This window comes from Halomonas sp., assembly GCF_031581305.1.
Classification (GTDB): domain Bacteria; phylum Pseudomonadota; class Gammaproteobacteria; order Pseudomonadales; family Halomonadaceae; genus Halomonas.
The window spans coordinates 1319-14520 of the sequence record NZ_JAVLBC010000009.1 but is presented as its reverse complement, the minus strand read 5'-3'; the positions used below and the strand labels follow the sequence as shown (position 1 = coordinate 14520).

12 protein-coding genes are annotated in these 13202 nt (G+C 65.2%); 1 reads left to right on the top strand and 11 read right to left on the bottom strand.

What is annotated here, in order from left to right:
- Positions 1–119 precede the first annotated feature (119 nt).
- The 4 genes from pepN to RI841_RS01805 form a co-directional block, all read right to left on the bottom strand.
- Positions 120–2753, bottom strand: coding sequence for an aminopeptidase N (gene pepN / locus RI841_RS01820; protein ID WP_310703820.1), 2634 nt, complete (start codon positions 2751–2753; stop codon positions 120–122).
- Between the two features lie 81 nt (positions 2754–2834).
- Positions 2835–3212: a YbaN family protein gene (locus RI841_RS01815; protein WP_310703819.1), complete on the bottom strand. Its 378-nt coding sequence runs from the start codon at positions 3210–3212 to the stop codon at positions 2835–2837.
- A 113-nt stretch (positions 3213–3325) separates the two neighbouring features.
- On the bottom strand, positions 3326–3811 hold the full coding sequence (locus RI841_RS01810) for a YajQ family cyclic di-GMP-binding protein (RefSeq protein WP_310703818.1): 486 nt from the start codon (positions 3809–3811) through the stop codon (positions 3326–3328).
- Between the two features lie 58 nt (positions 3812–3869).
- Positions 3870–4370: an N-acetyltransferase gene (locus RI841_RS01805; RefSeq protein WP_310703817.1), complete on the bottom strand. Its 501-nt coding sequence runs from the start codon at positions 4368–4370 to the stop codon at positions 3870–3872.
- Positions 4371–4617: 247 nt separating this feature from the next.
- Between RI841_RS01805 and cobO the strand changes: the two genes are divergently transcribed.
- Complete coding sequence (gene cobO / locus RI841_RS01800; protein ID WP_310703815.1) at positions 4618–5217, top strand: cob(I)yrinic acid a,c-diamide adenosyltransferase; 600 nt, start codon at positions 4618–4620, stop codon at positions 5215–5217.
- Positions 5218–5303: 86 nt separating this feature from the next.
- Here cobO and RI841_RS01795 read toward each other — a convergent pair whose 3' ends face one another.
- From RI841_RS01795 to miaA, 7 genes are all read right to left on the bottom strand, one after another.
- Complete coding sequence (locus RI841_RS01795) at positions 5304–6599, bottom strand: adenylosuccinate synthase (protein WP_310703813.1); 1296 nt, start codon at positions 6597–6599, stop codon at positions 5304–5306.
- A gap of 72 nt (positions 6600–6671) precedes the next feature.
- Positions 6672–7868: an ATP phosphoribosyltransferase regulatory subunit gene (locus RI841_RS01790; protein ID WP_310703812.1), complete on the bottom strand. Its 1197-nt coding sequence runs from the start codon at positions 7866–7868 to the stop codon at positions 6672–6674.
- A 189-nt stretch (positions 7869–8057) separates the two neighbouring features.
- Complete coding sequence (hflC, locus tag RI841_RS01785) at positions 8058–8939, bottom strand: protease modulator HflC (protein ID WP_310703811.1); 882 nt, start codon at positions 8937–8939, stop codon at positions 8058–8060.
- Positions 8940–10169: an FtsH protease activity modulator HflK gene (gene hflK, locus RI841_RS01780; RefSeq protein ID WP_310703809.1), complete on the bottom strand. Its 1230-nt coding sequence runs from the start codon at positions 10167–10169 to the stop codon at positions 8940–8942.
- Positions 10170–10322: 153 nt separating this feature from the next.
- The gene (gene hflX, locus RI841_RS01775) at positions 10323–11639 is read right to left on the bottom strand and encodes a ribosome rescue GTPase HflX (RefSeq protein ID WP_310703808.1); all 1317 of its coding nucleotides are present in this window, start codon (positions 11637–11639) and stop codon (positions 10323–10325) included.
- An 8-nt stretch (positions 11640–11647) separates the two neighbouring features.
- Positions 11648–11899, bottom strand: a complete 252-nt coding sequence (gene hfq / locus RI841_RS01770) for an RNA chaperone Hfq (protein ID WP_310703807.1) — start codon at positions 11897–11899, stop codon at positions 11648–11650.
- A 122-nt stretch (positions 11900–12021) separates the two neighbouring features.
- A complete protein-coding gene (miaA, locus tag RI841_RS01765; RefSeq protein WP_310703806.1) occupies positions 12022–12960 on the bottom strand; it encodes a tRNA (adenosine(37)-N6)-dimethylallyltransferase MiaA in 939 nt (312 codons plus the stop codon).
- Positions 12961–13202 lie beyond the last annotated feature (242 nt).

Sequence of the window (13202 nt, the reverse complement as noted above, 5' to 3'; positions counted from 1 at the left end):
GCAGCTGCCGGAGTGTAGCCCGCTACATGAGGAGACGACCGGGCCGGCGCACCGGCACCGCCGGCGGCCAGCTTCTTTTATCAAGAGCCCGAGCGCAGCAGGAAATTACCCTTCCCTCATCAGGCCAGGGCCTTTTCAACCACTTCATAGACGTTCGGCGAGAGCTCCTCGGCGCGGATACGCTCTAGCTCGGCCTTCATCAGCGCCTGGCGCGCCTCGTCGAAGCGAGCCCAGCGCGTCAAGGGAGTGACCAGGCGGGCGGCGATCTCCGGATTGAGGCGGTTGAGCTCGATCACGGTGTCGGCCAGCAGCCGATAGCCTGCCCCGTCGGCACGATGGAAGTTCACCGGATTCTGGTTGGCGAACGTCCCGATCAACGCCCGCACCTTGTTGGGGTTCTTCAACGAGAAAGCCGGGTGCTCCATCAGGAACGTGACGCGGTCGAGCACGTCCGGCTGCGGGCGAGTGACCTGGATGGCGAACCACTGATCCATTACCAGCGGGTCGTGGGCCCAGGTCTCGCCGAAAGCCTTGAGGGCCGGGTCGGCGATGTCGCCGCGCGAGCTGTGGACCAGCAAGGTCAAGGCATGGCGCACGTCGGTCATGTTGTGGTCGGCCTCGAACTGCTTGCAGGCGAGGTCGAGCCCCGCCTCGTCCTCGATGGCCATGAGGTACGAGAGCGCCACGTTCTTCAGGCTGCGCGCAGCGATCTGCTCGGGTTCCGGGGCGTAAGGGGCATCGAGACAATGCGCCTCGTAGACCCGCAGGAAGTCGTCACGTAGCGCCAGGGCCAGGCTTTGCTTGACGAAGGTGCGAGCGGCATGAATGGCATCCACGTCGACCAGCGGCTGCTGTTCGGCGATGTAGGCCTCGGAGGGCAGCGTCAGCATCTGGGCCAGTACCGCCTTGTCGTCGGTTTCCGCCGCCAGCAGGGCGCGGAACGCCTCGACCACCCGCGGGTCCATTACCTTCTCGACGCCGTTGCGATGGGCCGCAATCAGGTCGTCCAGCGCCAGCAGAGCCAGGCGCTGCCCGGCGTCCCAGCGGTTGAAGCCGTCGGAGTCATGGGCCTGCAGGAACGCCAGGTCCTCGCGGCCATAGGGGAAGTGCAACTTGACCGGCGCCGAGAAGCCGCGCAGGAGCGAAGGTACCGGGGCCTCGCTCACATCGGTGAAACGGAACTCCTGCTCTTCCTCGCGCAGATGGATCACTGCATCGGTACCCAGCGTTTCGCCCTCCAGGGTCAGCCGCAGGTCGCGACCGGACTTGGTTCCCACCAGGCCCAGGCGCACAGGGATGTGCAAGGCCTGCTTGTCCGGCTGGCCGGGAGTCGCCGGGGTCCGCTGGCGCAGGATGAGGCGGTACTCGGCGTTGGCGTAGTCGTACTCCCCATGGGCGTCGATATCGGGGGTTCCCGCCTGGGAGTACCAGAGCATGAACTGGGCGAGGTCCTGACCCGAGGCCTCGGCCATGCAGTCCACGAAGTCCTCGATGGTCACGGCCTGGCCATCGAAGCGCGCAAAGTAGAGGTCGCTGCCACGGCGGAAGGCCTCCTTGCCCACCAGGTTCGAGAGCATGCGCACGATCTCGGCACCCTTCTCGTAGATGGTCAGGGTATAGAAGTTGCCAATTTCGATGTAGTGGTCGGGTCGCACCGGGTGGGCGGTGGGGCCGGCATCCTCGGCGAACTGGGCGGTGCGGAAGAAGGAGACGTCCTCGATGCGCTTGACCGGCGCCGAGTTGGTATCCGCCGAGAAGCACTGGTCGCGGAAGACCGTAAAGCCCTCCTTCAGGGAGAGCTGGAACCAGTCGCGACAGGTGACCCGGTTGCCCGACCAGTTGTGGAAGTACTCGTGGGCGACGATGCCCTCGACACGCTGGAAGGCCGCATCGGTGGCGGTGTGGGGATGGGTCAGCACCGCGGCCGAGTTGAAGATGTTGAGCCCCTTGTTCTCCATGGCGCCCATATTGAAGTCGTTGACCGCCACGATCATGAAGAGGTCCAGGTCGTACTCCCGGCCGTAGGCCTGTTCATCCCACCGCATGGCGCGCTTCAGCGAGGCCATGGCGTGGTCGGTCTTGTCGAGGTTCTCCTCCTCGACCCAGATCTGCAACGTAACGTCGCGCCCGCTCATGGTGGTGAAGGTATCCTCGACCTTCTTCAGGTTGCCGGCCACCAGGGCGAAGAGGTAGCTGGGCTTGGGGTGTGGGTCTTCCCAGGTGACGAAGTGGCGACCGCCGGGCAGCGTGCCGCGCTCCACCGGGTTACCGTTGGAGAGCAGCACCGGCTCCTGCTCCGCGCGGCCGATCACCGTGGTGGAGAAGGTCGCCATGACATCGGGGCGGTCCGGATAGAAGGTGATGCGGCGGAAGCCCTCGGCCTCGCACTGGGTGCAGAACATGCCGCTCGAGCGGTAGAGCCCCGACAGGGCCGTGTTGCCGTCGGGCGCGACCTCGACCTCGGTGTCAAGCAGGAAGACCTCTGGCACTCGATGCACGACCAGTCCGGCCTCGCCGACCTCGTACTCGTCCGGCTCCAGCGGCTGGCCATCGATGGCGATAGCCTTGAGGGCAAGCTGCTCGCCGTCGAGCATCAGGGAGGATCCGGCCTCGCGCTCCGGGTGGCGTTCGAGGTGCAGGCGCGCCTTGACCCGCGTGGCGTTCGGGTCGAGGTCAAAAGTCAGTTCGGTACGGGTCACACGGTAGGCGGGCGGACGGTAGTCACTCAGGTAGATCGGCTGCGGTTCTGACATCGAGGATGGCTCCTTTCGGTGATTGCCATCCATTGTACGGCGCCCCGCGCCCGGAGCTCAAAGCAATGCGACAAGCCTCGATCAGCGCACGGTAACCGGCTCGGGGCGCGACAGGATCCAGGCGCCCACCAGGCAGAGCCCGGCGATGAACGACAGCTTGAGCCACCAAAGGCTCACGGTGAGCGCCAGCACCAGTATCGAGACAGCCAGCATGGCGGAAGCGAGCCACTTGGCATGGCGTGGAATCGCCCGCTCGCACTCCCAGGCGATAATGGCAGGGCCGAAGCGTGGATGCTCACGGATCCAGGCGGCAAAGCGCGGCGACCCCTTCGAGGCCGCCCAGACCGCCAGCAACATGAAGCAGGTAGTCGGCAGCAGCGGCAGAAAAGCCCCCACCATGCCCAACCCGAAACTGACCCAAGCCACGGCCAGGAAGGCGATACGACGAACGACCGGCATCACTCGCGTACTCCGGTGATCAGATATGACTCCCATTGAAGAGCATTCTGCCTCCCTGTGCCAATCGCCAACGCTTATGGACGTCATCGGACTGACCTAGGTCAAGGCGCTTATCAGTCGCGGAAGTTATCGAACTGCAGCGGCAGGTCGGGGCCGCCCTCCCCGCGCAACAGGGCCATGACGGCCTGGAGATCATCGCGCTTCTTGCCGGTGACTCGAACCTTCTCGCCCTGGATCTGGGTCTGGACCTTCAACTTGCTCTCCTTGATGCGCTTGACGACGTCCTTGGCCTCCTTCTGGTCGAGGCCCTGCTTGAGAGTCACCTCCTGGCGAGCCCGGACGCCGGAGAGCACCGGTTCCTGGGTGTCCATGCAGCGGGCATCGATACCGCGACTGATCAATTTGTTGCGCAGCACGTCGAGCATCTGCTTGAGCTGGAAATCGACCTCGGCCTCGAGGGACACGGTCTCGCCGTTGAGCTCGAAGCTCGCGGTGACACCCTTGAAGTCGAAACGGGACTGGATCTCTCGGTTAGCCTGATCCACGGCGTTACTGGCTTCGTGCTTGTCGAACTCGGAAACGATGTCGAAGGAGGGCATGGGCATGTCCCGGTAGATGATTGGTGGATGGCTGATCGGTACGAAGGGCATGATTCTATCAGCCCTCACGGGCCGGTGCGGCCTCCCGTTCGCCCAACAGCAGCTTGGCCATCTGCCAGCCCGCACAGCCGTCTTCGTAGTAGTCGCCCAGCCAGCGCTCCAGGCGGAAGCCCATCCGCCGGTAGAGTCCCAGCGCCACGCGGTTGTCGGCACGCACTTCGAGGCCCAGCACCTCGGCATCACGGGCTTGCGCCTCGACCTCCAGGACTTCCAGAAGCCGCCTTCCTAGACCAATGCCGCGCGCGTCAGGGTGCACACAGAAGGAGTAGAGCCGGGCACGACGGGTGCCGCGACGAAACAGCAGGGTGCCATAACCCAGCAGGCGTGGAGGCCCACTGTCGGGTGCCCGACACTCCGCGACCAGCGTCAGGGCATGCGCACGGTAGAGCAGGTGCCAGAGCTGACGGCGGCTGAATCGGTCGCCGGTAAAGGCTACCTGCTCCAGGCAAAAGAGTGCATCCAGGTCATGACAGAGGGCCTGGCGCAGGGTAACGGTCATCGCGAATCTCCCGACATCTCGAGACGATTGTGATCATGGCGAATATCGCTGTCACCGCCGTTGACCATGAAATCTTTTCACTCGAAACGGAGCTTGTTCGCGAGGGGTTCAGCGAGATGCTTCTTCCTGGCCCACATGGAGGCCCGGTGGCGCGAACGGGCGTAAGCCCAGGGAGGCTGACGACCGCCCGGTTCTGGCGTATGCTGTCGCTTTTCTGGACAAGCCTTATACAAACCATGGAGCCCCGATGAGCGATCGCGACACCCGCCACCAGCAGGCCATGCAGAAACTCAAGTCCCGCGTCGACGAGAAAGTCGCCGAGGCCACCGAGCAACGCGGGCTGCTGCTGGTCTTCACCGGCAACGGCAAGGGCAAGACCACCGCCGCCTGGGGCACCGTAACCCGCGCCCTGGGCTATGGTTACAAGGTCGGGGTTGTGCAGTTCATCAAGGGACTCTGGGAGTGCGGCGAGCGCGAGCGGCTGGTCGAGGACCCCAACCTCGATGTCGCCATCATGGCCACCGGTTTCACCTGGGACACCCAGAACCGCGAGGCCGACACCCAGGCCTGCCGCGAGGTCTGGGCCGAGGCCGAGGGGATGCTCGCCGACCCGGCGGTCTACCTGGTGGTCCTAGACGAGATCACCTACATGCTCAAGTTCGGCTACCTGGATATCGCCACCGTCAAGCAAGCGCTGGCCAATCGTCCCGCCGAGCAGACGGTCATCATCACCGGGCGCAATGCTCACCGGGAACTGCTTGCCATGGCCGATACCGTCACTGAGATGCAGGAGGTTCGCCATGCCTTCAACAGTGGCATCCAGGCCCGCCGAGGCATCGATTACTGATCCACCGCCGCCCAGAAACCGAAAGGCCCCTCTTCAGGAGGGGCCTTTTATCTCACACTTCCATCCGCGACTATCCGTGCTGCCGGTCAGCCGTCGAAGGGATTACGCAGCACGATGGTCTCGTTGCGGTCTGGCCCGGTGGAGATGATGTCGATGGAGGTCCCCACCCGCTCTTCCAGGAAGCTGATGTAGGAGCGCGCATTGGCCGGCAGGTCCTCGACGCGACGCGCCCCCAGGGTGGACTCGCTCCAGCCCGGCAGGTCCTCGTAGAGTGGCTCGATGGCCTCATAGCCCTCTGAGTCTACCGGGGTGTCGAGCACCTCGCCGTCCTTGCTGCGATAGCCCACGCAGACACGGATGTTCTCCAGGCCGTCGAGCACGTCGAGCTTGGTCAGGCAGATACCGGAGACGGAGTTGATCTGCACGGCGTGTCGCAGGGCCACGGCATCGAACCAGCCACAGCGGCGCGCGCGGCCGGTGGTGGCCCCGAACTCGTGGCCCTTCTCGGCCAGGTGGCGACCGTGGTCGTCGAACAGCTCGGTGGGGAAGGGACCGGAGCCGACACGGGTGGTGTAGGCCTTGGTGATGCCCAGCACGTAGTCCAGGTAGAGCGGCCCGACGCCGGAGCCGGTGGCAGTGCCGCCGGCAGTGGTGTTGGAGCTGGTCACGAAGGGATAGGTGCCGTGGTCGATGTCCAGCAGCGAGCCCTGGGCCCCCTCGAAGAGGATGTTCTCGCCGGCGCGACGCATCTCGTGAACCAGGCTCACGGTGTCACATACCATCGGGCGCAACTCCTCGGCCATGGCCATCGCCTGGTCGAGCACCTGCTGGAAGTCCACCGGCTTCTCGCCGTGGTACTGGGTCAGCACGAAGTTGTGGTAGTCGAGCACCTCGCCGAGCTTGGACGCGAAGCGCTCGCGGTGAAGCAGGTCGCCGAGGCGCAGGCCCCGACGCGCCACCTTGTCCTCATAGGCCGGGCCGATGCCACGTCCGGTGGTACCGATCTTGGCGATGCCGCGGGCCTTCTCGCGCGCCTGGTCCAGGCGCACATGGTAGGGCAGGATCAGCGGGCAGGCAGGCGACAGACGCAGGCGCTCGCGCACCGGTACCCCCTTGCTCTCCAACTCGCGAATCTCTTCCATCAGCGCCTCGGGTGACAGCACCACGCCGTTGCCGATCACGCAGATCTTGTCGTTACGCAGGATACCGGAGGGAATCAGGTGCAGGACGGTCTTCTCGCCGTCGATGACCAGCGTATGGCCGGCATTGTGTCCGCCCTGGAAACGCACCACCGCGGACGCGGATTCGGTGAGCAGATCGACCACCTTGCCCTTGCCTTCGTCACCCCACTGGGTGCCCAGTACGACTACATTCTTGCCCATTGTGCTCTCGTCTCTCGTTGCGGCACCGCGCCCGTGTCCAGGCCCAGGGCCAAGGTCATTGACCGCAGGCCCTCAGGCCCGGTCCTGTGGAGTCACCAGGAGGCGCGGCTCCCAGCGACCATCGATACGTTCCAGCCGGCGGTCGCAGCGGTGTTCTGCCGGACCGGTGCGCTGCCCTGGCAGCGCCTGGACGACCCGCTCGCCCTGCTGGCGCAGCAACTGGAGGACCTCCGCCAGCCCCTCTCCCTCGGCCGGCGCCCAGATGCCGTCTGGCTCTGGCTCCGCGGGGGCCAGGGTGGCCAGCAACTTGAGGTCCATGGAAAAGCCGGTAGCCGGGCGGGCGCGGCCAAAGGCGCGGCCGGTGTCGTCGTAGCGCCCCCCCTTGGCCAGGGCCTGGCCGTAGTGCGGCACGTAAGCGGCGAACATCATGCCGGTGTGGTACTGGTAGCCTCGCAGCTCGGCCAGGTCGAAGTAGGGTTCAACCTCGGGATGCTCGGCGAGCACCCCATCGACCAGGGCGCGCAGCTGGTCCAGCGCCGCGCCTACGGGCTGGGGAGCCTCCTCGAAGGCCTCGCGGGCCGCCTCCAGCACCTCGAGCCCGCCGTGCAGATCCCCCAGGGCGCGGAACATCGCCGCCAGCCCCGGATCGCGCACACTCTCCTCTACGCGCGCTGCCAACTCACCCGGCGACTTGAGGGCCAGGGCGTCGAATAGGGCGCGTTCCTGATCCGCATCGAGAGCCGCGGCCTCTACGAGGCTGCGGTAGATGCCGATATGGCCCAGCGCCAGGTGGATCTCCGAGGCACCGGCCGTCTCGAGGCTGGCCAGCGCCAGGCGCAGGATCTCTAGATCGGCCTCCAGGCCCGCATGGCCGAACAGCTCCACCCCAACCTGCACCGGGCTGCGACCGCCCTGGAACTGGTCGGCCTTGGCGCGCAGCACATTGGTGCAGTAGCAGAGCCGCACCGGCCCCTGACGATGCAGAGAGTGAGCATCCATGCGCGCCACCTGAGGGGTGACATCGGCACTCACGCCCATCATGCGGCCAGTCATCTGATCGGTCAGCTTGAAGGTCTGCAGATCGAGGTCGGTGCCGGTACCGGTGAGCAGGGAATCCAGGAACTCCACCGGGGGCGGCATCACCTGGTCATAACCCCAGCGGTAATAGAGGTCGAGCAGCGCACGGCGCAGTTCCTCCATGCGGCTAGCCTGAGGCGGCAGTACCTCGTCCATGCCGTCGGGAAGCAGCCAGCGGTCAGCGATGGTCATGTCGTTCATCCTGCAAGACGATGGTTGGCCTGCGGCGACGCCTGTGTCGCGCGAGGCGTACTGGCGAACGGAAACGCCGGGAGTGGGGAGGCCACAAAAAAACCGGGCCACGCCCGGTTTATGGATTCTACCACGATTGCTAGCCGGTTGAACCCCGGTCGGCGGGCGGCGCACCGCCCGCCGGGGAGATCAGTCGCTCGTGCCCTGCGGGCTCTTGAGGTACTGGAAGAAATCGCTGGTGGGATCCAGCACCAGCATGTTGTCGTCACCCGCGAAGCTGTCGCGATAGGCGTTGAGACTGCGCCAGAAGCTGAAGAACTCCTCGTCCTTGCCATACGCCTCGGAGAAGATCGAAGCGGCCTCGGCGTCACCCTCACCGCGCAGGGTCTCCGAGCGGGCACGGGCCTGGGCCAGCAGTACCTGGCGGCGGCGGTCGGCGTTGGCGCGAATGCGCTCGGCCTCCTCCTGCCCCTGGGCGCGCCATTCCCGAGCCTGGCGCTCCCGCTCGGAGCGCATGCGGTCATAGACTGCCGAAGAAACGTCCTCGGGCAGGTCGATGCGCTTGACCCGTATATCACGAACCGCCACACCGAGTTCCCCGCGCATCAGCTCATCGAGGTCATTGGTGGGGCCGGTCATCAGGTCGTCACGGCGTTCGGCGATGATCTGCTGCAGGTTCAGGCGGCCGAACTCGTTACGCAGGCTCTCGTCGACCCGCGGCTGGATGAGGCGTCTTGCCATCAGCTCGTCACCGGCCGTGGCCTCGTAGTACTGGGTCGGATTGACCACCTGCCACTGGACATAGGAGTCGACGATCACCGCCTTCTGCTCGAGGGTCAGGTAGCGGCTGGGATCGGTATCCAGCGTCAAGAGCCGAGTGTCGAAGGTGCGCACCGTCTGCGTGATCGGCACCTTGAAATGCAACCCGGGCTGGATGTTCTCCTCGATGATCTCACCGAAGCGCAGCTTGACGGCGCGTTCTGTCTCGTCGACCACGTAGAGGCTATTGCTGGCCAACCAGGCCACGGCGGCCAGACCACCGACGATGAGCAGGGAACGATTGTTGATCATTTAGCGGCCCTCCCTGCGGATTCCACTGTTGCTGCTGTTGCTGCTGCTCGATGACTGACTTGAGCGCATACGCTCGAGCACGCGAGGATCCAGCTCGCCCTGCTCCCCTGCACTGGCACCGCTGCCGGCACTGCCACCGCCAGGACGCTGGTCGAGGGGCAGGTACAACAGCGGGCTGTCGTCGGCGACATCGACCATGACTTTGGACGTATTGCTAAAGACCTCACTGAGGGCATCGAGGTAGAGGCGCTCACGCATGATGGATGGCGAATCCTCATACTGGCCGAGCAGCGCGTTGAAGCGGTTAGCCTGGCCCTCGGCCTCGGCGACCACGGATTCGCGATAGCCCTGCCCCTGCTCGACGAGGCGCTGGGCCTGGCCCTGGGCCTCGGGGATGATGGCGTTGGCGTAGGCGATACCCTGGTTGATAGTGCGCTGGCGGTCCTCGCGGGCGCGGATAACGTCGTCGAAGGCGTCCTGGACGGCGTCGGGCGGTGCAGTGGACTCGACGTTCAGCGTCTGCAGCAGGATGCCAGTGCCGTAATTGTCCAGATAGGACTGCAGGCGACTGGCCACCGAGCTACCGAGGATCTCGCGGCCCGAGGTCAGGATATCGATCATGTCGGTACCGCCGACCACGTGACGCAGCGCCGAGTCCAGGGCGTTCACGAGGCTGAGCTCGGGGTCGCGCACGTTGAGTACGTAGTTCCGAGGGTCGGCGACCTGATACTGAGCCGACATCTCGACAGAGACGATATTCTCGTCCTGGGTCAGCATCGACTGAGTCTGGGTGACCGAACGCACGCGTGTCACGTTGACCATACGCACGTCGTCGATCAGCGGCGGATTCCATTGCAGACCGGGCGTGACGATCTCCTGGAACTCGCCGAAGCGCAGCACCACCCCGCGCTCGGACTGATCGACGAGGTAGAAGCCGGAAGCCGCCCAGATGGCCAGGGCGACCACGACCAGCAGGCCTGGCAGGGTGAAGGCATTGCGCGACTTGCCACCACCGCCCTTGCCACCGGAGCCGCCTTTCTTGCCCCCGCGGCCGCCAAGCATATTGTTGAGTTTGTCCTGAAACTTCTTCAGGGCCTCTTCGAGGTCGGGCGGGCCCTGATTGCCGCCGCCCTTACCTCCACCACCACTGCCACCGCCGCCATTACCACCGCGGCCACCCCCGCTCCAGGGGTCGTGCTGGTTGCCACCACCAGGCTCATTCCAGGCCATACGTCGTCTCCACTATGCGTTGCATTCCACCACCGGGCGTGCCGGCGGCGGGCATCGGTTGCGAACCTGCGGGTATCGCCTGAGCGCAGCCCGGCGTCCCTCTCATCATGTTGTGGCTGCTGACCTGACCGCCAGCAAACCGCTCTCCTCGCGTCATGCTTCCCACACCGGCGTCGCCTGCAGCGCCAACGGCAGATAGTCGTCGGCACGCTCGCCCAGTCGCGCCATGAGCTGCAGGAAGTCGCGACGTGGCAGGCGCACTTCGAGGAAGGTATGCCCCTCGTCGTCGAAGTGTTCCTCGCGCACCGCACCAAGGTCATGCAGCGCGGCCCGCAGCTTGCCCTGCTCAGGCGCCAGGCAGAGCTCGAAGTCGATGATGTCATCAGCCAGGCACTCCGAGAGGGCCTGCGCCAGCAGGTCGAGACCCTTCCCCTCACGAGACGAAAGCCAGACCACCTCGGGGCGACCTTCCGCGTCGCGCTCTATGCGCGGTGCAGCATCGAGAAGATCGATCTTGTTCATCACCTTGAGCGTCGGCACCTCGAGGGCACCGATCTCGTCAAGCACCGCTTCGACCTGAGCAATGTTGAGCTCACGGTCGGGATCGGCGGCATCGATCACGTGAACCAGCAGCGACGCCTCGGCGGCCTCCTGCAGAGTGGCGCGGAAGGCTTCGACCAGCTTGTGAGGCAGATGGCGAATGAAGCCCACGGTATCAGCCAGCACGACCGGCCCCACGTCCTCGATCTCGAGACGGCGCAACGTCGGATCGAGGGTAGCGAAGAGCTGGTCGGCCGCATAGACCCTGGCGGACGTCAGGGCGTTGAAGAGCGTGGACTTGCCGGCGTTGGTGTAGCCCACCAGCGAGACGCTGGGGATTTCCGCCCGGGAACGGGCCCGACGATTCTGGCTGCGCTGGGTGCGCACCTTGTCGAGCCGCTTGTGGATCGCCTTGATGCGCGCCCGCAACAAGCGCCGATCAGTCTCGAGCTGAGTCTCGCCCGGCCCCCGCAGGCCGATACCGCCCTTCTGGCGCTCCAGGTGGGTCCAGCCACGCACCAGTCGGGTCGACATGTACTCGAGCTGGGCGAGCTCCACCTGCAGTTTGCCCTCGTGGGTCCGGGCGCGCTGAGCGAAGATATCAAGGATCAGGCCCGTGCGGTCGATCACCCGGCACTTGAGCTCTTGCTCCAGATTGCGCTCCTGGGAGGGACTCAGGCCATGGTTGAAGATCACCAGCTCGGCGTGATGCACGGCCTTCGCCTCGCGCAGCTCCTCGAGCTTGCCCGACCCCACGAAGGTGCGAGAATCGGGCCGCTTGCGACTGCCGGTGATCAGGGTGGCCGGTTCTGCACCAGCCGAACGCACGAGTTCGAGAAACTCTCCCACATCCTCGCGTTCCTGCTCGTCCTGGAAGTCTACGTGGACGAGAATCGCCGTTTCGCCGGCGTCGGGACGTTCAAAAAACAATCAATACCTCACGCGTCATGTTCCGGCTGCGCCACCGCATCCGGGGCCGGGAGGCGCACGTTGCGCGACGGCACCACGGTGGAGATGGCATGCTTGTACACCATCTGGCTGACGGTGTTGCGCAGCAGGATGACGAATTGGTCAAAGGACTCGATCTGGCCCTGCAGCTTGATGCCGTTGACCAGGAAAATCGATACCGGAATGCGCTCCTTGCGCAGGATATTCAGGTACGGGTCTTGAAGGGACTGCCCTTTGGACATGTTGCTCTCCCTGAAGTGTCTCTGGGGGTTTATGTTATGTCGGACGTCGTCGCTCCCGCCATGGGGCAACGCTGGATAACCTGGGGGCCTGTTCACCCTGCCGCCGAAGGGCCCATCTTACGCTAAGTGCCGAATTCGCGCACGAGTTTCAATACCTCACCCCAGGGGTCGGGACCCAGCCCGTCGACCCAGTGTAGTCCCGGCCAGCGGCGCATCCAGGTCAGCTGCCGTTTGGCCAGCTGCCGGGTCGCGATGATGCCGCGCTGCCCGAGCTCATCACGTCCGAACTCGCCGTCGAGGTAGGCCCAGACCTGACGATAGCCCACGCTCTTCATGGACGGCAGAGAAGCATCGAGATCATCGCGCGCTTTGAGGATTGCCACCTCGTCGATGAAACCGGCATCGAGCATCGCCCCGAAGCGCTGAGCGATCCGCGCATGAAGTACACTGCGGTCAGACGGCCAGAGACCTATCGACAGCGTGCGCCAGGGAAAGGTTTCCCGACGCTGCTCGCCCCACAACTCGCTAAGGGGACGGCCCGCCAAGCGGTAGACCTCCAGCGCCCGCATCAGTCGCTGGGGGTCATTGTGATGGATCCGTGCCGCCGAGACCGGATCGACTCGAGCCAGCGCCTCGTGCAGCGCCGTGAGGCCGCCACGCACCACCATGCGCTCCAGTTCACCGCGCACCGCCGGATCCGAAGCGGGCAGGTTGGCCACCCCCTCGAGCAGGTGTTTGAAGTACATCATGGTGCCACCCACTAGCAGCGGCACCTTGCCGGCGTCACTGATCCGGCGCATCTCGCGCAGGGCATCCTCACGGAAGTCGGCGGCGGAGTAGGGATCGGCCGGGTCGCGAATGTCGATAAGCCGGTGAGGCGCCCGGGCCAGCTCCTCCGCCGAAGGCTTGGCGCTGCCGATGACCATGCCGCGATAGACCATGGCCGAATCGACGCTGACCAGCTCGCAGCCAAGCCGCTCATGCAAGGCGATGGCCAGATCGGTCTTGCCGGCGGCGGTGGGGCCCATCAGCAGGATGGCAGGGGGGCGCGAATCGGGCATGCAGTTCTCGGGCTCTCTCAGGCTTGGCGCTGAGAAGCTTGCCCGGCGGCATGCCTTCGAGGAGGCGCTGTGAACCCATCCCTGGGCGCTACCGACACCATCCTGGCGTAGGACCTCCTCTTCGGCCTGCCCCCGGCGCTTCTCGCCACGCAGGTGGAAGTGTTGCGGATTCTACTGCCCCCTCAGGAAGAGGCGGTCCAGCTCCTTCATGCTCATCTCGGTCCAGGTGGGGCGGCCATGAT